The 21,050-nt window shown below is 71.8% G+C and carries 15 protein-coding genes; all 15 read right to left on the minus strand.

Features of this window, described 5'->3' with window-relative positions:
• Position 1 precedes the first annotated feature (1 nt).
• Entirely contained in the window at positions 2-1,660 is a 1,659-nt protein-coding gene (locus ACFW48_RS33005) for a methionine--tRNA ligase (RefSeq protein ID WP_386321349.1), read from the minus strand.
• Positions 1,661-1,684: 24 nt separating this feature from the next.
• Entirely contained in the window at positions 1,685-2,035 is a 351-nt protein-coding gene (locus ACFW48_RS33010; protein ID WP_386321351.1) for a cupin domain-containing protein, read from the minus strand.
• A gap of 168 nt (positions 2,036-2,203) precedes the next feature.
• On the minus strand, positions 2,204-2,869 hold the full coding sequence (locus ACFW48_RS33015) for an FMN-binding negative transcriptional regulator (protein WP_386321354.1): 666 nt from the start codon (positions 2,867-2,869) through the stop codon (positions 2,204-2,206).
• Between the two features lie 64 nt (positions 2,870-2,933).
• The gene (locus tag ACFW48_RS33020) at positions 2,934-4,073 is read right to left on the minus strand and encodes an acyl-CoA dehydrogenase (protein WP_386321356.1); all 1,140 of its coding nucleotides are present in this window, start codon (positions 4,071-4,073) and stop codon (positions 2,934-2,936) included.
• A gap of 28 nt (positions 4,074-4,101) precedes the next feature.
• Complete coding sequence (locus ACFW48_RS33025; RefSeq protein ID WP_386321358.1) at positions 4,102-4,602, minus strand: GNAT family N-acetyltransferase; 501 nt, start codon at positions 4,600-4,602, stop codon at positions 4,102-4,104.
• A 1-nt stretch (position 4,603) separates the two neighbouring features.
• Positions 4,604-5,146, minus strand: a complete 543-nt coding sequence (locus ACFW48_RS33030) for a flavin reductase family protein (RefSeq protein ID WP_386321360.1) — start codon at positions 5,144-5,146, stop codon at positions 4,604-4,606.
• Positions 5,147-5,163: 17 nt separating this feature from the next.
• Entirely contained in the window at positions 5,164-6,123 is a 960-nt protein-coding gene (locus ACFW48_RS33035) for an acyl carrier protein (protein ID WP_386321362.1), read from the minus strand.
• Positions 6,120-7,451: a condensation domain-containing protein gene (locus ACFW48_RS33040; protein WP_386321364.1), complete on the minus strand. Its 1,332-nt coding sequence runs from the start codon at positions 7,449-7,451 to the stop codon at positions 6,120-6,122. The genes ACFW48_RS33035 and ACFW48_RS33040 overlap by 4 nt, the downstream gene beginning before the upstream one ends.
• A complete protein-coding gene (locus ACFW48_RS33045; RefSeq protein ID WP_386321366.1) occupies positions 7,448-8,479 on the minus strand; it encodes a MupA/Atu3671 family FMN-dependent luciferase-like monooxygenase in 1,032 nt (343 codons plus the stop codon). The genes ACFW48_RS33040 and ACFW48_RS33045 overlap by 4 nt, the downstream gene beginning before the upstream one ends.
• 2 nt (positions 8,480-8,481) lie before the next feature.
• The gene (locus tag ACFW48_RS33050) at positions 8,482-13,203 is read right to left on the minus strand and encodes a beta-ketoacyl synthase N-terminal-like domain-containing protein (RefSeq protein ID WP_386321369.1); all 4,722 of its coding nucleotides are present in this window, start codon (positions 13,201-13,203) and stop codon (positions 8,482-8,484) included.
• Positions 13,196-15,178 (minus strand): non-ribosomal peptide synthetase, encoded by a 1,983-nt coding sequence (locus ACFW48_RS33055; protein WP_386321372.1) that lies wholly within the window; start codon positions 15,176-15,178, stop codon positions 13,196-13,198. Before ACFW48_RS33055 ends, ACFW48_RS33050 begins: the two co-directional genes overlap by 8 nt.
• Positions 15,172-16,266 carry a hypothetical protein gene (locus ACFW48_RS33060; protein WP_386321375.1) on the minus strand — a complete coding sequence of 365 codons (1,095 nt, stop codon included), beginning with the start codon at positions 16,264-16,266 and terminating at the stop codon, positions 15,172-15,174. Before ACFW48_RS33060 ends, ACFW48_RS33055 begins: the two co-directional genes overlap by 7 nt.
• Positions 16,263-17,540: a Coenzyme F420 hydrogenase/dehydrogenase, beta subunit C-terminal domain gene (locus tag ACFW48_RS33065; protein ID WP_386321376.1), complete on the minus strand. Its 1,278-nt coding sequence runs from the start codon at positions 17,538-17,540 to the stop codon at positions 16,263-16,265. The genes ACFW48_RS33060 and ACFW48_RS33065 overlap by 4 nt, the downstream gene beginning before the upstream one ends.
• Positions 17,537-18,814 (minus strand): aspartate aminotransferase family protein, encoded by a 1,278-nt coding sequence (locus ACFW48_RS33070; protein WP_386321379.1) that lies wholly within the window; start codon positions 18,812-18,814, stop codon positions 17,537-17,539. The genes ACFW48_RS33065 and ACFW48_RS33070 overlap by 4 nt, the downstream gene beginning before the upstream one ends.
• A complete protein-coding gene (locus ACFW48_RS33075; RefSeq protein WP_386321382.1) occupies positions 18,807-20,231 on the minus strand; it encodes a 3-phosphoshikimate 1-carboxyvinyltransferase in 1,425 nt (474 codons plus the stop codon). Before ACFW48_RS33075 ends, ACFW48_RS33070 begins: the two co-directional genes overlap by 8 nt.
• Positions 20,232-21,050: the final 819 nt, after the last annotated feature.

The raw sequence follows: 21,050 nt of genomic DNA on the forward strand, positions 1-21,050 counted from the left end.
GTCACGAGCCCATCACCTTCACCTCCAGGTCCGCGGGCAGCGCGGTGAAGAACGTCGGCCCGGCCGACGTCCGCTGCCCCGCCGGCAGCAGCTCGGCGCTCCGCCGGACCGGCGTACCCTGGCAGCCCAGCGCCTGCCACAGCCGCTCGGCGAACTCCGGCATGACGGGATGGGCGAGCTGCGCGAGGACATGGGCGGCCGCCACCTCGGCCGCGAGGGCCGCCGCGGCTTCCGGAGACCCGGGCCTTGAGGCGTACAGCCTGCTCTGGGCGGCGGAGAAGTCGCGGGCGCCGCTGACGATGTCGCACAGGACGCGGGTCGCGAGGCGGGGTGAGAAGCCATCGGCCCGGTACGCGCGGTCGCCGCGGTCGGCGAGACCGGCCAGTTCGGTCAGGAAGCGGCGGTGGGAGCGCGTGGCGCCCGCGGCGTCCGGGACGCGCCCGGAGCCCAGGGTCTCCAGCCGGGCGAAGAGGGCGTCGAGCCACGGCTGCCACGTGCCGGCGAGTTCCCGGTCGGCCAGGGCGCGGAAACGGTCCCAGGTGAAGTTGGTGCGCCGGTCCTCGGGGCGGTCGAGCGCGAGGACGAACCGTACGACGTCGGCGGGGACCTGGGCGAGCAGATCCACCGCCCATATCGCGTGCCGGCGGCTGGTGGAGAACTTGGCCGCCTCCAGCTCGTAGAACTCGTTGGTCAGCAGGGCGGTCGGCAGCCGGAGCGACTCGTCGTACGCCATGAGGAGGGCGGGGAACAGCACGGCGTGGAAGTACCCGTTGTCGAAACCGAAGAACTGCACCACGTCGGTACCGGGGTCGTTCCAGACCTGCCGCCAGTCCCCGGCCGCGGCACTCGTGGCGTCCAGTGCCTCGGCGAACGAGGTGAGGTAGCCGGGCACCATCTCGGCCCAGACGTAGACACGCTGATCCTCGAAGCCCTCCACGGGTACGGGTATGCCCCAGTCGGTGGGGTGGCTGATCGGTATGTCCGGCAGGCCTCCTTCCGTCATGTCCCGGCAGACCGCTTCGAGTTGCGGGCTGAGCACGGTCTTCTCGTGGTACTCGGCCAGCCTCGGCGCGTACCGGCTCAGCGGGAAGACCAGCCGTTCGAAGGAGCGGAGTGAGGGCGTGGCACCGCAGGCGTTGCAGTGCGGATCCGTCAGGTCGGTGCAGACGTTGGGCCAGGCGCAGTTCTCGCAGGAGTTGCCGTCGCTGACCGCTCCGCACCGGTCGCATGTGCCCGTGACGTGGGCCTCGAAGAGGTAGCGCCGGCAGGTCTCGCAGTACAGGCACTCCTCGGTACGCCGCTCCAGGCGGCCGTTCTCGTGGAGGACGCGCACGAACTCCCGGACGTTGTCCCGATGGCGCGGCGAGTGCTGGGGGCGTACGTAGGAATCCGTGGTGAATTCGGCTGAGGAGAAGATCGCGGCGATCTCGTCCGCGAACCCCTGCGCCATCTCCAGCGGCTCGCGACCCATCGAACGCGCCTTGACCGGCACATAGCTCTGGTGGACGTCCGAGCCGGTGGCGTACACGCTGCGTTCGCCCCGCAGCCGGCAGGCGCGGGCGTAGATGTCGGCGCCCGAGTAGGGGCCCGCGAGGTGCCCGAGGTGGAGGTCCCCGTTGGGGGTGGGGGGAGCCGCGGTGACAATGCTGAACGTGGCCATGGTGTGTGCTGCTCCTCGGAGGTGTCAGAGGTCGATGCGCCCCTGCTCCTGGGGCCAGTAGATCGACAGGAAGACCAGCGGCTCGGTGCTGCTGGTGTTCCTGATGTGGTGGCGGCTCTCACCCGGAATGAAGACGGCCGAGTTCGGGCCGACGGGGCGCTGCTCGTCGTTGATGGTCATCTCGGCGGTGCCTTCCAGGATGAGGAAGACCTCGTTCTCCTCGTGCGCGTGCGGGTCCGTCACTCCGCCGGGCTCGACGACCGCGCGGCCGAAACCCCAGGGGGCGAGCTCTTCGCCGCCGCCGGGATACACCTGCTGGAAACGGATGCCGTACGCGTCGACAAGCTCGTGGTCGGTCACCGGACGGATCAGCATGCGGCGTGCCTCCAGCCATCGACAATGTGCGGATTGAGCTGTAACTGGCGTCTGACACAACAGATTTCGTTGCATCCACCTGCTCTTTGTACGCGATTGCGTTTGGATCATGGTGCGAATACATGCCCCTGTCAAGGGAGTCGACCGCCGCACCGAGAACGGACCGGATCAGGAGGGGCGCTCGTCGCTCACCGCCGTCTTGTCCGGGTTGTACCTCTCGATGAGGTCCGCCATCTCCTGCGGCAGCCCTTCACCGCGCGCTCGGAAAGCGCTGATCTGCGCCTGGATGTCCGCTGCCGACTTCTCCTGGCTGAACTTGCCGATGGCCTCGATGCGGTCGATCGGCAGCTCGAAGGCGGAGATCCTCGTCAGGAAGTCCTCGGTGCGCTGCCGCGGCATGCGCTCCAGGGCCCACGGTTCCTCGGGGAGCCGCTCGGACTCCTGGCGGCCTATCAGGTCGCGCAACAGCTGGAGCTGGCCTTCCCGGTCGAGCATCCGGGGGCGTCCGTAGACATGGGCCGCCTCGTAGTCCCAGGTCGGGAAGTACGGGCCGGAGGCGTAGTCGTTCGGGGACAGGTAGGCGTGTGCGCCGAGGAACGCGACCATGACCTCACCGCCCCGGCGCAGCGCCTCGGTCACGGGGTTCGCCGTGGCGAGGTGCGCGCGCAGTCGTCCCCGGGGACCGTGCTCGGGGCCCCGGTCGAGGAGGAAGGGCAGGTGGGCACCCTTGAGTGCCCCGTCCAGCACCACGGTGACCAGCCCGAAGCGGACTCGCTCGATCAGGTCGAGCTGTACGTCGAGGCTGCCGGTCCGGTACTCCGGTCGTGCGTACATGGGTGACTCCCGTTGAGGATCGGCCCGGCCGGCCCGAGGGTCGGCCGGGCACGGTGAGACGGACTCAGGTCAGACGCAGCTCGCCGCCCTTCAGCCAGGAATCCATGCGCTCGCGCATGGCGCCCTCCGCTGGTGGGTGGAAGGCCAGCGCACGGCTGGCCGCCAGCATCTCCACTCCGTGCCCACCGGTGACGAAGGACATGCCGCCCATGAGCTCCAGCGCCCGGTCGGTAGCCTCGGCGATGGCGCGCTGCGCCGTGTAGCGCACCATGAGCAGCCGGCCGAGCAGATTGTCACCGTGCGGCTCCGTGTCCACGTCGCGGGCGAGCGCCTCCACAGCGGCGAACGCCGTCTCCAGCGGGCTGAGAGCGGCGACGCGGTCGGCGGCCGAGCCGCGGTCCTCCAGGAACAGCCGCTCGACCTGGCCGGTGGCGATACCCAGATACGCGGCGGTGATGAGCGGAAGAAACCAGATCATGATGGAGCTGATCCGGGGGGTCGACCGCGTGGGGTCCCCCAGCGGGATGATCATGTCGTCCGGCACCTGGACGTCGCTCAGGACGACGGAGTCCGTCTCGGCGGCGCGCAGCGCGCCGTTGGCCCACAGCGGCTCCCACCCGACCCCCTCGGCGGAAGCGGGAACCAGCACGATCAGCAGCTGTCCCGCGTACGGGGAGCCGTCCGGACCCGGTGTCAGCAGCGACAGCAGGCCCATCGAACGCACCAGGGAGCAAGGGCGTTTGGCGCCGGACACCCGCAGGCCGCCTCCGTCGGCCGCCGTGACCTCGATCCCCGGCGCGAACAGCTGCTTGCCGGAACGGCCCTCGGCTCCACACGAGGCGACCAGATGCCGCTCACCGACGATCCGGCGGAGCACCTCGGAGTCGGGGTCGTCCAGGATCTGCGCCAGCCAGGCCACCTTGTAGTGGTGCATGGTGGAGGCGACGGCGAGCGAGGGCGCGCGGCTGCCGATCGCCCGCTGCACGCGTGCACCCGCCAGACAGTCCAGGCCGCCGCCGCCGGACTTCGCCGGGATCAGCAGGTTGCCTCCGCCCGCCGTGCGGAAGGCCTCGATGACGCCGGACTCCGGGTCCTCGGCCGCGGTCGTGCCCAGCTCGGCGAGCCGGCTGTCGAATCCGGGGAGGGCCTGGTCGAGCACGGCCCTCTCCCTGGTCAGGATGTTCATCGTGATGGTCTCCGGCACGTTCGGTGGTGGGGTGCGACGACGGGGCTCACAGGGCGTACCTGAACCTGATGCGGTCCTCGCCGGGACCGTCCCAGTCCTGCCAGACGGGCAGCTCCCGTCCGGTGCCGCTCGTGGGGTCCTGCGCGTCGTTCGTGTCCGGCAGCGACACGGGGAGGAACCCGACCGCCAGATGGAATCGCTGGGAACGGGTGTTCACCGGGGACACCACCGCCGTGACGGTCCGGCACCCCCGGTCCCGGGCCAGGGCGAAGAACGCCTCGTACAACTCCCTGCCCAGACCGTCACGGCGCCTGTCGGGGGAGACCGCGATGAAATGGGTGTGGGCCTCGCCGGGTTCGGACGGCGAGACGATCCCGACCAGGAAGCCGACGACGTCGCCGTGGTCGTCGACCGCCGCGAGGCTCGTGGCATGGAAGTGGCGCAGGAAGAGGCGCGGCAACATGTACGCGATGGGCCGCCCCCACCACTCGTCGACCCGTCCGATGAGCACCGGGTAGTCGTCTTCCCTGAGTTGACGGAATCTCATGTCACCTGTCCTGTGCTTTCGCTGTTCTCTCTGCTGTCTCCGGTACGGGGGACCCCAGCGCGTGGAAACCGCCTCCTCCGAAGACCAGGGGTTCCGCCTCCCCCATCGCGGCGCCGCAGTCGGTCACCGCGCCGATGACGAGGGTGTGGTCGCCCACCCTGGTGAGCTGCACCACCGTGCAGACGAACCATCCCACCGTGCCCGCGAGGCGCACACCGCCGGTCGCGGCGTTCCCCGCGGTCTCGACCGCGGAGAAGCTCTCGATACCCCACGGGCGGTCGCGGGACGCGAACCAGCGGGCCAGCCCCACCTGCTTCGTGGAGAGGATGTTGACGACGAACCCCGCGCAGCTCTCGATGAGCCGCTCGATGCGGGCCCCGTCCTGTACGGAGAAGGTCACCAGCGGCGGGGAGAGGGAGAGCGTCGCGAACGAGTTCACCGTCATTCCGTGGACCTCGTCGCCCCGGCCGCTCGTCACGACGGTGACTCCGGTCGGCAGGGAGCGGGCCGCGGCACGCAGAGCGCCGGAGGAGACGCCGTGCACCTCGCTGAGGGGGGTGTTCAGCTGGACCCCTCCTCTGCGGGCGGCAGCGGTGACGCGCCCAGGAGGACCGCCGCCAGGTGCGAGACGCCCGCACCGAGCAGCATGAGCACTTCGTCACGGGCCCCTTCCGGGGCGGCGGAGCCGCCCTCGCCGAGGCGGTCCGCGAGGCTGATCAGCGGATCGCTGCCCTGGCAGTGGGCCACCCGCGCCACATTGGCCAGGTCGATGCGGTCGGCGCCGAAGCCCGCACCGGAGAGGTACATGCGCATCACATCGGGCGCGAAGTTGCTGGGCAGGACCGACACATGGCGCGGCGAGACCGGGTGCAGGGCGGTCAGGCGGGCGAACAGCTCGCGGTAGGCGTCGACACGGGACATCAGCTGTCGTTGCGCCGACTCGTCCGCGCGGAGGAGCCGGGGAGCGGAGTGATGGGCCATGGCCAGCACCGGAAGCCCCGGGGCCGTCGCGGACAGCAGGGCCGCCGCCGCACCGTCGCTGGCGATCGCCGCACCGCCCGCGACGACGCGCTCGCCTCCGGTGGACAGATCCGCCAGGTCGCCGCCGACGACCAGGACGTTGCGCGCGGTGCCGTCCCGTACGAGGGAGGCGGCGGTTCCCACGGCGGCCACGGCCGTGGCGCAGTCCATCAGCCCCACCGAGGTGACGGTGGCCCCGGCCATACCGGTCGCCTCCAGGAGCTCGGCCACCTCGCGGTGTCCGGCCGGGCCGGGCGGCAGGGATTCGGTCGCCAGCAACACCATGTCGATCCGGTCGGCGGGCACCCCGGACTTCGACAGTGTGCGGTGCACGGCGGTGGCCATCAGGTCGACGACGGGTACCTCGGACCAGTGATAGGTGTCGAAGTCCCTCAGCGCGACGGCGTCCTCCGGAGCGTCCTGGAGTTCCGGCAGACCGGCCACGGACTCGGCGTGTTCGCCCAGTTCGTACGCGGGGGCGCAGAGGCGCGGGGTGATCACTGCGCTCCCTCCTCGGCCATGGCCGCGGCCAGCACACCGAAGCGCTCCGCCAGCCGGCGCGCGGTCGCCTCCTCGTAGAGATCGGTGTCGTACTCGATCCAGCCCGCCACCCCGTCCGGGCCGGGATAGACGGCGAGCGTCAGGTCGTAGCGCGCGGTGCCCTTGTCCAGGTCGGTGGTGGTCACCCGGGCCCCCTGCACGGTCCGGGTGCTCTCACCGAGGTTGTCGAAGACGAAGACGGCGTCCAGCAGCGGGTGGGTGCCCGGCACCCGGCGTGCGGTGCCGATCAGTTCCCCGGGGTAGGCCGCGTGGGCCAGGCCGGCCCGGGTCGCGTCGCGGGCTGCCCGGATGCGGGAGCGGTGGGTGCCGTCTCCGGGCGACCGCAGGCGTACCGGCAGCACATTGAGGAGGTAGCCGACGACACCGGCGTACTGCGACCGGTTCCGGCCGGCCGTGAAGGTGCCGAGCAGGACGTCGTCGCGGCCGCCGAACTCGGCCAGGGCGGCCCAGGCGACGGCGAGCCACGCCGTGTACGCGGTGGCCGCCTCCCGCTGGGCGGCGCCGGCGACACCCCGGGCGACCTCGGGGGGCAGCGAAAACTCCACATGGCGGCCCGGACGGGAGGTGTCCTGCTTCCGCGGGCGGTCCGTGGGCAGCGGCGGCGGTGCGTCCGCGACCTCACCGGCCCAGTAGCCGGCGGCCGCGCGCCCCGGGGCACTCTCGATCCATGCGCGCTGTTCGTGGGCGAACCGGCTGAACGGTACGGCGGCGGCCGGCCGCTCATCGGGGTTCCGGGCGAGTTCGTCCAGCAGCAGTTCGAAGGACCAGGCGTCGAAGACCAGGTTGTGGACGACGACCAGCAGCCACGCCTCCTCGGCGGAGGGGCCCTGGGCGAGGACGACCTTCAGCAGCGGCCCGTTGGCCAGGTCGAACGGCTCGTTGGCCAGGGCCCGGGCGAGCCCGTGCGCCTCCTCCTCGTTCCCGCACCGGGCCCGGGACACCCGGGGCGGCAGTTCGGCGTGGACGACGGGCCGGGGGCCCTCCGTGCCGGTCTGCTCGAACGTCGTACGCAGCGCCTCGTGGGTGCGTGCGAAGCCCACGATCCGCTCTTCGAGCAGGTCCAGGTCGACGCGGGCACCGGTGAGGTGCACGGCCTGGCAGACCACGTCCACCGGCCGGCCCCCCGTGCCGTGGTGCGCCTCCCAGAGCCGGAGTTGGCCGGGGGCCGGCCGCTCCCGGGCGAACCGGGTCTCCCGCGCTCTGGCGAGCAGCCGGGCGCGCTGCTCGGGACCGAGGGCCGCCAGGCGGGCGGCGAGGTCGGCGCTCACGCGTACCGCCTCCTGAGCTCATCGAGGTGGCTAAGGCTCTGGACGACCAGTTCCTCGTCCACTCCGAAGTCGATCAGACAGGCGATCTCGGTCACTCCCATGCCCTTGAACCGGTCGACCACCGAGACGCAGGAGTCGGGGGTACCGAGCAACGCGCCCTTCTCGAAGTACTTGTCGAAGGCGAACCGGATCAGCTGGTCCTGGTCGCCCTGTGACATATCCCGGACGCCCGCGCCCGGCGCGAGGGTCTTCTTCTGCGAGTCGATGACGGTGAGGAAGGAGCGCAGGTAGCTGCTGAAGGGAGGCCAGACCGTCTGGCGCACCTCCTCCAGGTCGGTGCCGATGAAGGTGTGGAGCATCAGCGTGACCGTCGCGTCCTCGCGGTCGTGCCCGTACTTCTCCAGGGTCCGGTAGTACAGGTCGAGCTTCTCCTCCAGCTCTTCGTTGGTCATGTCGATGAGGGCGGTCAGTACGTTGCAGCCGAGACGGCCCGCCGTCTCGAAGGTCTCCGGGCTCTTCGAGCAGGTGAGCCAGATGGGCAGCTCGGGCTGGACGGGCTGGGGATGCAGCTCCACCTCGACGTGGTTGCCCAGGCCGTCCTGGACGTAGACGGGCGCTCCCTGCCACAGCTCGCGGATCGTCTCCACGGCCTCGAAGGTGCGCTGCCTGCGGTCCTCCCAGCCCGCCGGATTGATGGCGAAGTCAAGGGGGCTGAATCCGGTGGCCAGTGCGAGGCCCGCGCGGCCCCGGGACAGGTTGTCGACCACCGACCACTCCTCCGCCACCCGGATCGGGCTGTGCAGCGGCAGGATGACGCTGCCCGCCCTGATCTGGAGCCGCTGCGTGGCCGTCGCCAGCGCCGCGCCCAGCACGGAGGGGTTGGGGTAGAGGCCCCCGAAGCGGTGGAAGTGCCGCTCCGGTGTCCAGATCGCGGTGAAGCCGTTCTCGTCCGCGTATTTGGCGGCGTCGAAGACGAACCGGTACTTGTTCTTCTCGTCACCGGAGAAGAAGATCAGGCTGAAATCCACGGTCAGCGCTCCTGTTCCCCGGCTGCTTCCGCTTCGGAAAGCAGCCGTTCGATGTCCTCCGGGCTGAGACCGGCCAGTTCGTCGGCGGGGTCGTCGACGCCGTCACCGTCCCGTACCGCCGGTCCCCCGTCGTCCCCGCGGTCCTCCAGGCGTTCCCGGATGAGGTCCGCGAGCGCGGCGGGTGTGGGGTTCGCCAGCACGTCGGCCAGCGGTACCTCGGCGGAGAAGAACTCGCGGACGTTCGACAGCAGCCGGACGATGAGCAGCGAGTCGCCGCCGTACTCGAAGATGTCCCCGTCCGGAGGCATGTCGTCGTCGCCTAGCGCGTCCCGCACCAGCCTGGTCACCTGCTCGCTCAGATCACCGGCCTGTCCGGCACCGTCGTCGCCCTCCCACGCGGCCGCCCGGGTGGCCTCCGTCGGTCGGGCGATCCGCTCGTCCCGCACCCACTGGTCGAGCCGGTACCCGATGTCCCAGGTGGACACGGCCACATGGGATACGTCGCGCAGGCTGAGCAGGCGGCGGATGGCCTCCAGACCCTCCTCGGGCTGGATCGCCTTGTCGTCCATGCTCCGGCCGATGGCCGAGATGGCACGCTTCTCGTCCTGGTGGTGCTGCCACACGTCCCACGCCGCGCTGATCCAGACCGTGCGGTCCAGGCCGCGGTTGGCCCGCGCGGCGGCGGCGTCCATGAAGTGGTTGGCGGCGCCGTACGCCAGCAGCCGCAGCCCGCCGAGCACGCCGGCGAGCGACGACAGCAGCAGGCAGAAGTCCACGTCCCGCCCGGCCAGCACCCGCTCAAGGGCGATCTGCCCGTGCGCCTTGGAGACGAAGTGCCACTGGCACTGCTCGACGCTCGCGGAGGTGATGGCCCGGTCCCACTGCTCGCTCGGCAGGCCCGCGGCGTGCACGACACCGTGCAGCGCGCCGAAGTGCTCCTCGACCCGCTCGACGGCCGCCCGCAGGCCCCGCTCGTCGGCCACGTCGGCATTGACCAGGAAGGGTGTCGCGCCGTCGGCCTCCAGCGCCCGCAGCCGGGTGATGCGCAGCGAGGTCTCGTCGTCCTCGCCATGGCGCTCCAGCCAGCCGTCCCAGTCCTCGCGCGCGGGGAGGGCCTCGCGGGTCAGCAGCGCGAGACGGGCACCGCACTCCCGGTGCAGCCAGCGCGCGATGGTGGAGCCGATCTCGCCGAGGCCGCCGGTGATGAGGTACGCGCCGCCGTCCCGCAGCCGGGAACGGGCCTGGGCCGACCAGTCGGCGCGTACCGGTTCCATGTCGGCCACCCAGCGGGTGGAGCCGCGCAGTGTGACGGCGACCTCGGGCCTGCGGAAGCCGACGAGCTCGGCGGCGAGCGTGCGCAGCGACGCCTCGTCCGGGGCAGCCGGGAGGTCGAAGTGGCGGCAGCCGATGTTGCCGTGCTCCTGGCCGATGACACGGGCGGCGACGGCGAGGGAGACGAGTTCGGCGTTCGGTTCCGGCTCCGAGGGGGTGACGGCGTAGGTTCCGGCGCTGACGAGATCGAGGCGCAGCGGTCGGGTGACGCCGTGTGCGCTGACCGCCTTGACCAGCGCGATCAGGCTGTAGAGACCGTTGCGCTGGGCCTGTTCGAACCGGTCGACGCCCCGCTCGGACGGCAGCGCGGCCGTGGCCCAGGCGTGCACGATGCGGCCGGGCAGCCGGTCCTCGGCCAGCAGTTCGGCGATCAGCCGGGCGTGGTCCTCCTCCGACTCGGAGCGCACCGTCCAGGTGTCGCCGTTCCTTCCGTACGCCTCACCCGCGGTGACGGTGAGCACCTCGCCAGAGAAGGCGTGGGCGGCGAGGCGGGTGGCGGTGCCTCCGGCGTCGGCGAAGAGCAGCACCGGCTCGTCCAACGACTGGGCCTCGACGTCGAGCGTGCCGACGGCCGGCTTCCAGACCGGCGCCGAGAACCACTCGTCCAGCGGCAGCTTCCCGGCCGGAGCAGCGGCACGCCCTGGGGCTCCGCCTCCGCCGGCGAGGGTCTGCGAACCGGGCTCGACCCAGTACCGGACGGCTTCGAAGGGGTAGGTGGGCAGCGGTGCCTTGCGGCGCCCGCGCCCGGCGTAGTAGCCCGCCCAGTCGGGCGTCAGGCCCACGGCCCACAGCCGTCCGAGGGCCCCGGTCACGGCCATGAGGTCGGCCTCGGCGTCCCGGCCCCGGGCGGCGGAGGTGACGACCAGGACACCGGTCTCCCGCTCGGGGTGGCGCCGGGTGAAGGTGGCCAAGGTCTGGCCGGGACCCACCTCCACGAAGACCTGGTCGCCCTCGGCGAGCACCGTGGCGACGCTGTCGGCGAAGCGGACGGTGTCGCGCAGGTGGCCGCCCCAGTACGCGGGGTCGGTGGCCTCGTCGTCCTTGATCCAGTCGCCGGTGCGGTTGGAGACGAACGGGATCCGCGGACGGCTCAGTTCCACGCCGCGCAGCAGCTCCGTGAGCGGCTCGACGGCCGGGTCCATCATCGCCGAGTGGAAGGCGTGGGAGGTGCTGACCTTGCGGTGGGCGATGCCGTCGGCGGTGAGCTTGGCGGTGAGCGCGCGGATCGCCTCGCGGGAGCCCGCGACCGTGCAGACGGCGGGCTCGTTGACGGCGGCGAGGTCGACCCCGGCCCCGAGGTAGGGGGCCAGTTCCGCCGGGCTCACCATGACCGCCGCCATCACGCCGGCGGGCAGCTCGTCGACGAGCCGGCCGCGTGCGGCGATGACCCGGAGAGCGTCCGGCAGTCGGAAGACCCCGGCGAGCGTGGCCGCGACGTACTCGCCGACACTGTGGCCGATCAGCGCCGTGGGGTGGATGCCCCAGGCCATCCACTGCCGGGCGAGGGCGTATTCGACGCCGAAGAGGGCGGGCTGGGTCAGCCCGGTGCGGTTCAGATCGTGCCGCTCGCCCCGGTGGCCGCGGAGCTCCGGGTAGAGCGCGTCGCGCAGGTCGAGGCCGAGGTGCGGCCGCAGCAGTTCCGCGCACTCGTCCAGGACACCGCGGAAGACCGGCAGGTGCTCGTACCACCCCTGGCCCATGGCTGGGTGCTGTGCGCCCTGGCCGGGCAGCAGAAAGGTGACGGGCCGGTCGGAGGGGTGCCCCGAGTCCTGGTGCACGAAGCGGGGGTCGGCGGTGCGCAGTGCGCGGATGGCGGTCGCCCGGTCGGGCGCGGTAACCACCGCCCGGTAGTCGAAGGTGTGGCGGCCGGTCGCCTGTGTGTAGGCGGCGTCGTCCAGCTCCGTGTCCCCCAGGGGGTTGTCCTCCTGCGGGGCCGTGGCCTCCAGGTGGTCGGCGAGTGCGGTGCGGGCCGCTTCCAGGGCGGTCGGCGACTTGGCCGAGACGGGCAGCACCACGACGGCCGGGGCCGGGGCCGCCTTCGCGCTGAGCGAGGCGGTGTCGGGGGCCTCCTCCAGCACCACGTGCGCGGTGGTTCCGCCCATGCCGGCGGAGGTGATGGCGCAGCGCAGCGGCCCGTCCTGCGACCGCCACGGTTCCACCTCGGTGCCCATACGGAACCGGGTCCCCTCGACGGGGCACTCCGGGTTCCACTCGCGGAAGTGCGGGGTGGGTACGAGCGTGCGGTGACGCAGCATCAGCACACACTTGATCAGTCCGATCACGCCCGCCGCCGAGGACAGGTGCCCGATGTTCGCCTTGACGGAGCCCAGGATGAGCGGCTGGGCGCCCTCGGCGCCGTACGCCTGCGCGGCGGCCGTCAGCTCGATCGGGTCGCCCATCCTGGTACCGGTGCCGTGGGCCTCCAGGTAGCTGACGGTGGCCGGGTTCACATCGGCGACGGCGAGGGCCTCGGAGAGCACGGCCGCCTGCCCGGTGACACCGGGTGCGGTGTAGCCGGCACGGTCGTTGCCGTCGTTCCCCACGGCCGAACCGGCGAGCACGGCCCAGATGGTGTCCCCTTCGGCGAGCGCGTCCTCCAGCCGCTTGAGGGCGACGACGCCGACGCCGTTGCCGAAGACCGTGCCGTCCGCTCCGGCGTCGAAGGGCCGGACGGTCCCCGTCGCGGAGGCGATGCCGTCGGTCTCGTACAGGTATCCGGCCTCCTGCGGGAAGCGCAAGGCGACACCGCCGGCCAGCGCGAGGTCGCACTCGTGCGCCAGCAGGCTCTGCGCCGCCACGTGAACGGCGACCAGCGAGGTGGAGCAGGCCGTCTGGACCGCGATGCTCGGCCCGGTCACCTTGAGGTGGTAGGAGGCGCGGGTGGTCAGGTAGTTGGGGTCGTTCCCCATGAGGGTGGCCATGTCCTGACTCATCCGCTGGAGCGAGCCGTTGAAGCCCCGCTCCCCGGTCAGCACGTTGTTCAGCAGGTACGTGCTGGTCAGCGAACCGGCGAACACCCCGACACGGCCCGGGTACACCTCGGAGTCGTGCCCGCTGTGCTCCAGCGCCGCCCACGAGCTCTGGAGGAAGAGCCGCAGCTGCGGGTCCATCCGTTCGGCCTCGCGGGAGCTGAGGAAGAAGAACGACGCGTCGAACGTGTCGGCGTCCTCGACTACCGCCGCCTTGGGTACGTAGCGGGGGTCGCTGAGCAGTTCCTCGGGCACTCCCGCCTCGCGCATCCTCTCCCTGTCCAGGGCGGTGATGTGGTCGGTGCCGGCAAGGAGGTTGCGCCAGAACTCGTGGTGATCGCGGGCGCCGGGGACCCTGCAGTCCAGGCCGACGACGGCGATCCGTCCGGCCGACGAGGGCTCTTCGTGCGGTCGTTCAGCCATGGTTGCCTCCTGTGGCGGGGTTCGGGGCCTCGGCCGGGGACGAGGCGGTCTGCGCGTCGCGTATGTGTGCGCGGGCGGCGCGGCGGGACGGCAGGGCGGTGCGCCGACGCTCGCCGCGGGTGGTTCCCGCCGGGGCGCCCGTGGTGCCCAGCCCGGCCCCGGGGGCTTGGGAAGGCGTGAGGAGCCGGGTCAGGGCCCGGATGGTCGGTGCCTGGTACAGCTCTGTCATGCGCAGACCTGGCGCGATGGTCCGGGTGAGGTGTTCGTGGACGGTGGCCATCCGAAGCGAGGTGCCACCGAGGTCGAAGAAGTTGTCGTCGAGACCGGGCCGCTCCACGGCGAGTACCTCGCGCCACGCCGCGATGATGGCCTGTTCCACCGGGCCGCCGTCGGGGCGTGGCGACGCGTCCTCCGGCGCGTCCGGAAGCCGGCCGACCGCGGCACCGGCCGTCGGGTCGGGGAGGGCCGCCCGGTCGATCTTGTGATTGGCCGTCAGCGGAAGCGCGTCCAGCAGGACGAAGGCGGTGGGGACGGCATGGTCGGGGAGCGTACGGCGCAGCGCGGCGCGCAGCGCGGTCGTCACCGGGCGCTCGTCCCCGGCCGGCACCAGGTAGGCGGCGAGCTGACGTTCGCCCAGGCCGTCGGTGAACGGCATGACGACCGCCTCGCGCACCTGCGGAAGCCGGGTCAGCGCGCTCTCCACCTCACCGGTCTCCACGCGGATGCCCGAGATCTTCACCTGGAAGTCGCGGCGGCCCACCAGCAGGAGCGTGCCGTCGTCCAGCCGCCGTGCGAGGTCGCCGGTGCGGTACGGCTGTCCTGCCGCGACGGCGCCGGGGGCGAGGTAGCGGCTGACGACGACGATCTCGCCCTCCCCCGGTCCTTCGACGACGCGGCCGGCGTCGTCCTCCAGGTGGACGCCGGTCTCCGCGACCGGGGTGCCCAGGGGGAAGACCCCGGTGGGCGGTTGGTATCCGCTGTCCTCGACGCGCAACAGGGCACAGGAGCACTCGGTGGAACCGTAGGCTCCGGCGACATGGCAGTGTTCGCCGAAGGCCCGCCGGTAGGAGTCGAGGTCGGTGAGGTGCAGGGTGTCCCCGCCGAGGGCGAGCATCCGCATCGCGGGCAGCCCGATGCCCCGGGACTCCATCGTGCGCACCAGCGCCCGGAACAGCGGCAGCGTGGAGTGGTAGACGGTGATGCGTTCGGCGGCCATCCACTCCAGCAGGCCCGCGATGCCCAGCGCCCTGATGTCCACCGGATACAGCGCCGCGCCGTTGAGCAGCGCGGAGAAGGTGTCCTGGACCGCCGAGTCCCAGCTGTAGGCGGACTGGAGGGAGAGCCGATCGAGCGGCCCAATGCGCAGCCCGTCGCTCCAGGCCCTGGTGTGGTGCAGCACGTTGCGGTGCAGCTGCGCGACCGGCTTGGGGCGCCCGGTCGAGCCGGAGGTGTACAGGACGTACGCCTCTCCGTCGGGGGTGGCTTCCGCCTGCGCCGGGCCGTGTACCGGTGTGGCGTCCAGCAGGTCCCCGTACGCCAGCACCGGACGGTCCGGACCCGCCAGGCGGCCCGCCAGGTCCGCCTGCCCGGCCGCCGACACCAGCGCGCGTACACCGGCGTCCTCGGCCATGTAGGAGAGCCGTTGTTCGGGATACGCGGCGTCCAGGGGAACGTACGACAAGCCGGCGCGCAGAGCGCCCAGCAGCGCCGCGATCATCTCGGCGCCGTGGGAGAAAAGCAGCCCCACGCGGTCGCCGGGGCGCAGTCCGGCCTCGATGAGGCCCGCGGCGACGCGGGCTGTCAGTTCCGCGGTTTCCCGGTACGTCCACCGCGTGGACGGGGTGAGCACCGCCTCGCGTTCGGCGTGGGCGGCGGCCGTCTCCAGGAACCGGTGCACCAGGGTCCCGGCCTCTTCCGCCGTGGGGAAGGGCCGGTGGCCGGTCTCGACGTGCTGTGCGGGTGAGGAGGTCACCATGTGTCCTCTGTTCCGGGCGGCTCGTAGGCGAAGAGCACGGTGGGGTGGGCAGGACGTTCGCGCAGCTCGGTGTAGGCGGACGCGGCCCGTTGGAAGGGCAGGCGCGGCAGTCCCATGCGGTCGGCGCGCACGTGGCCTGAGCTGACGAGGCCGAGGGCACGCCCGAGGTTCTCGGTAACCGTGCCTTCTCCGGGGGGCGCTGTGACGTCGGTGAGTCCGCGCGCGTAGGAGGGGTCCCGGTAGCCGGCGCCGCAGCGTGCGGCGTACCGGATGTCGAGGTTGCCGAGTTCGACGCTGAAGTCGATGTGTGCGGCGAAGCGGCCCACTCCCACCAGTCGCGGACGGCCGGAGGCCCGTGCCGCCCACCGCGCGGCGTCGGCGACCGTGGCGCTGGCGTCCCCGGCGCCGCACATGAAGACGCATCGGCCGCCGGCGGGAGACGGGCCGGCGGCGAGAGACTGGTCGGCGGCGGAAGAAGGGCCGCCGTCCTCCGTGAGCACGCCGCCGTCACGGGCGGCCAGTCCGAGTTCCGCCGCGGCGCGCAACCGGGCCGGGCGTACGTCCGTGATGGTGGTGCGGCTTCCCCGGGCGGCGGCGACCTGGGCCACCAGCAGCCCCACCATCCCCGCTCCGACGACCACCGTCTCGTCCTCGGCCGAGAGTTCGGCCCGGTCGACCGCGTGCACGGCGGTCGCGGCGAGGTTGGCGACGACGGCGTCGGCGAGGTCCGTGCCGTCCGGGACCCGCTTGCAGAGCCGGTAGGGCACGGTGATGACGTCGCCGTGCACCGCCTCGCCCCAGCTCATGGCGATGACGCGGTCCCCCTGGGCGAAGCCGGGCGCGTCGGGGCCGACGGCGTCCACCACCCCGGAGGAGCAGTATCCGAGGGGGAAGCGTTCACCGGTGCGTGCGGAGCGGTCCAGGTAGTGCAGCTCCGTACCGGGGCTGACCATGCTGTAGGCGGCGCGGATCCGCAGCTCGCCCCTGGCGGGGGCGCCGACGCGGAGCTCCTCGGTGGACGGCAGGGCCTGCCCGTCGGCGACGAGCCGGCGCGCGGTCACGGCCGGCGCGTGGTGCGCGGATGTCATCGTCTCCCCTCCCTCTCCTCGGCGCCGTCGGCTGTTCGCCCGGGGGTGTCCGCGGAGGTGCCCCCGGCCGTCGTCTCCGGCGCGGCGATCCACCGCTCGTCGGGGATGATCTCGATCTCCTCACGGTGGCCCGGCACCGGACCGAGGGGTATGCACGTGCCGGACCGTTCGTAGGTCGCGCGCCGGTTGCGCTTGCGCTCCAGCCCGAGGTTGAGCCCCTTGAGCTCCACCGGGCTGACGGCGAGCAGCCCGTGGCCGCTCGCCGCGGCCACCGCCGCGGCACCGGCCCCGGTACGGACGAACACCCTGCCGTGCTTGTGCTGATCGGCGCCTTCCACGCTCGCGGCGAAGATGTTCGGGTCTCCGTCGCTGACACTCACGTCGGCCAGTCCCGACATCCAGTCACCGCAGGACAGACAGCGGTGCGTCTTGCTCCCCGCGAAGTCCCGGACCGCTTGCCAGAACGGAACCCGGTGGTCCTCGCCGTCGTCGGTGCGCACGGAGATGTCGCCGGGGTAGTCCCCTTCGCGATACCGCAGCCGCACCACCGACTCGACCGGTACCCGGGCGCGCTCCCTGATCACCGCGAGCGTTCCTTCGGGGCGGGTGCTGGAGGAGCATGCCGGTTCGAGCATCAGCACCACGTGGTCGCGTGCCCACCGGCCTGCCTCGGTGTCCATGGCCTGGAGCTTGCGCATCGCCTGGATGTGGCACGCCACCCCGGTGAGCGCGACGGTGTCCTCGGGGGACTTCTCCATCACCTCCCGCAGTGCGCCGAGGTACGGGGCCAGTTGGTACGTCGACTGGGCGGTGTCCGTGAGTCCGGACGGCTCGCGGACGAGCCGCGGGGCCGCCCGCCACGGCTCGTCGGGATCCCGGCCCATGGACAGCACCACGTCCACGTCGAGGACGGACATGGCGGTCCTCATGAGCGCGGTGAGGCTGCCTCCGCTCGCGGACGCCTCGAACACCTCGGGTTCGAGGGAGTGCCCGGCGAGCACTTCGGAGAAGATCCCAGTCCACCGCTCCTCCACGGTCCGGCGTCGGCCGAACAGCCTGTCCTCGGCCGCCGGCGTCGCGGGGTCGGCTCCGGGGCACACGTCGAGGCAGTCGCCGCAACCGCCGCAGTCGGCCTCGGTCCAGGAGGCGAGGGTGAGAACCGGCTCCAGGCCGTCGAAACCGATGACCCCCGGGGGACAGGCGAGTTCGCACGCGCCGCACGCGGTGCAGAGCTCGGTGGCGAGGATGTCCTTGGAGAGCTGCTGGAACGTCATATCCGGCCTCCCCGCTCCGCGGTGGTCAGGGCCGCCGCGAGGGCGTCACGGAAGAAGGTGTAATCGTCGTCGGTGAGCAATGCCGGCGGGACGAGCTTCACCGTCGCGTCCTCGGGGCCCCCGCCGAACAGGAGCAGGCGTTCCTCCGCCGCGGCGTGCTGGACGGCGCGGGCGAGTTCCGCTGAGGGCCGGCCGTCAGGCGCGCAGTCGAAGGCAGCGAGGGCTCCGGCCGTGCGGACCGCGGCCATCCAGGGGTGGCGCGCGGCGAGTTCCGCGAGATCCGCCGCCATCCGCTCGCCCAGCGCCCGGGCCCGTCCCGGCAGGTCCTCGCCGACGATGACGTCCAGGACCGCGCAGGCGGCGGCGCAGCACAGCGGATTGCCGGAGAACGTGGAGGTCTGAACCCCGGCGGGCAGGGCGTCGAGCACCTCGCGTTCGCCGACCACGGCGGCCACCGGGAAGCCGTTTCCGAGCGTCTTGCCGATCAGGGTGAGGTCGGGGCGCTCCGTCATAGTCTCGGCGGCGAACATCCTCCCCGCACGCCCCAGACCGGTGTAGATCTCGTCGAGGATCAGCAGCGCGCCCCGGGCGTGCGCCTGCCGTGCGATCTCGTCCAGAACGGCGGGCGCGACCGCCAGTACGCCTTCGGTGACCTGGACCGGTTCGAGGATGACCGCGGCGGCGCCGCCGTGGCGGTCGGCGGTGTCCAGGGCCGCGGAGAGCTCCGCGGCGAAGCCCTCGGCGTCGCCGGCGGCGCTGCGGCGGGGGTCCGGCAGCCCGCAGGTGACCACGGTGTCACCGGGCAGCGGACTGTACGCCCGGAACCCGTCACGCCAGGTCAGTGCGAGGGCGCCGGACGTCTTGCCGTGGTAGCCGTACCGGAAGGCGACCACGGCCCGGTGCCCGGTGGCCGCCCGCGCCACCTTCAGCGCCGACTCGACCGCTTCCGCGCCGGTGGCGGTCGGGAGCACGGCGGGCCGTGTGTACGGGGACAGCGCGCCGAGCCTGCGCACCATCTCCGTCCGGGTGTCGGAGCCGAGCTTGCAGCCGGTGTGGACGAGCCGGCCGAGCTGCGCGGTCACCGCGGCGATCACTCGGGGGTGCTGGTGTCCCAGGGTGGTGGCACCACTGCCGGAGGTGCCGTCGAACCAGGCGGTGCCGTCCTCGGTACGGAGCCAGGGCCCGTCACCGGTGCTGAACCGGGGGCCGGTGGTCGTGCCGGTGGAGCGTGCCTCCGTGGCCTCGTCCACCAGGGTCTCGATCGTGTCAGTCATCGTTCGCAGCCTCGACAATCCTGACGCCCACGGCGCGCTGCACCTCGGCGAATTCGGGGAAGGATGTGCGATAGCAGGCGCCACCAACGATCGTGGTGCGCCCGGGGAGAGCCGATGCCAGCGTCGCGGCCGCCATGGCGATGCGGTGGTCCTCGAAGGCGGCCACCCGGCCCGCCCGCAGGGGTGTGCCGCCGCGGACGACGAGGCCGTCGCCTCGCACCTCGGCGCTGCCGCCGAAGGCCTCGATCATGCGGGCCGTCGTCGTCAGCCGGTCCGTCTCCTTGAACCTCAGCTCCTCGGCACAGCCGATCCACGAGGTGCCGGGCAGGCTCGCGGCGACCGCGGCCAGCAGGGGAACCTCGTCGATGAGCGCGTGCAGCAGCTCGGGCTCGTCCACCCGTACAGAGCCGACCTGCCCGAGCCCGCCCCGCACGACCACGGTGCCGACCGGCTCGCCGCTCGATCCCGTGGCGGGGTCGTGATAAGTGATGTCCGCGCCCGCGCGGCGCAGGACTTCGAAGAATCCGAGGCGGGTGGGATTGAGGCAGACGCCGGGGACACGGAGTTCTCCGACGCCGTGGAACAGGTGCGCGGCGGCCGGGTACGCCGCCAGGGAGGGGTCGGCGGGCACGTCGATGACGGGCGCGACGGTGTACGGGCTGCCCGTGTAGGCGACGTGGCCCGCCTCCTCCGTCAGAGCGGCGCCGAAGGCGGCGAGCATGCGCTCGGTATGGTCCCGGGACCGGACCGGATGCGCCACGGTGACGGGGAGACGGGCGGCCGCCGCCGCGAGCAGGACGGCGGAGCGCGCCTGCGCGCTGCCGACCGTCAGCCGGACGGTGCCCGGCCGGCGGACGCCGCCGCGCAGCAACACGGGGAGCCGGCCCGGTTCCCCCAAGTAGTCGATCTCGGCACCGAGTTCGACGAGGGGCTCGACCACCCACTCCATGGGCCGATGCCGCAGCACGTCGTCCCCGTCCACCACGGCGCTGGTCCCGAGGCCGGCGAGCGTCCCTATGAGGAGCCGGGCGGCCGCGCTGGAGCCCTCCGTCTGGAGGTACGGTGCGTCCGGCCACCGAGTCACGGTCGGGTGCGGGCGTATGCCCTGGGGGACGGGTGGAACGCCGCGGGTCACGGTGTAGGTGCCGTCCACCGCCTCGATCCGGATGCCCAGCGCGTGCAGGGCGGGTAACAACGCACGCACCGCACCACCGGAATTAGCGTTTCGCACGGACAGTACGGAGGGGGCGCCGGGCAGGAGAGCCGACATCACCGCCCGGTGCGTCACGGATTTGTCGCCGGCGACCTCGACAGTGCGTAAGGAAATGTCTTCGGATTCCCTGCCGCCGGTCACCATGAGGTCTGCTGATTCCGTCAATGGCGTTGAGTGCTCACGTAACCCGAATATGACAGGCACCTTTCTCTGGCGGGTTCATTTCCGTGGCCGATAAGCGCCCACGAGCTGTGCTCTTGCCCGACTGAATGAACGTCGACCTTCTCCGGCGCACACGTGCGCGGAGCGTCGTACAGGAGGAGCGTGCGATCTGCGAAAGGGTTTAACTACCGGATGGAGGTGACGATGGGGCTCTCATCGACCGGCCCATGCGTGACGTGCCGGGACGAGACAATTCCATCCGGTCCACCCCTTCACCATCGAATGCACATCGAAGACTGCGACCTTTGCAACGAGTGGCCACCCAGCATCAATAAAGATCATGCTAACAGGAAGGCTCCACACCCCGTCAAGCACTTTCATTTCCAATTCAATTGCCCGCCTATAAGCAGCCGCGCCCCGCATATGGGGTTTTACACACCCTTGAGAATAGAATCCGGTTACCGTAGGGAGAGCGCACCGACGCGCGGACAACCGGCCAAGGTCGGTTCCGGCCGACGCTCTTCGGGCACCTTCTGCGCGACGTATACCGACACCCAGGAGCAGGTCGATCTGCCGCTCAGCGTCATCGCGCCAGGCTCGATCCGCCAGGGTTGAAAGTGAGTTCCGAGCATCGGCGCCACCGGGTCAACGTGCAGGTCGTGACGGATCTCGCGGTCCAGGGTGTTCGGAATCGCGGCGCCTCAGCCTGCTACACACGGGGACGACGTGGTCACCAAGCTCGGCTACGAACACCTGCGCCGCCACGGCCTCCGCACACCGGACTGACCTGCCCCGCACCCCGACGTACACAAGATCACGGCCGCTGGGGCGGCACTCTCCGCACACCTGAGCGTGCTACGC

The sequence above is a fragment of the Streptomyces sp. NPDC058812 genome (genome assembly GCF_042744565.1).
GTDB classification, from domain to species: domain Bacteria; phylum Actinomycetota; class Actinomycetes; order Streptomycetales; family Streptomycetaceae; genus Streptomyces; species Streptomyces thinghirensis.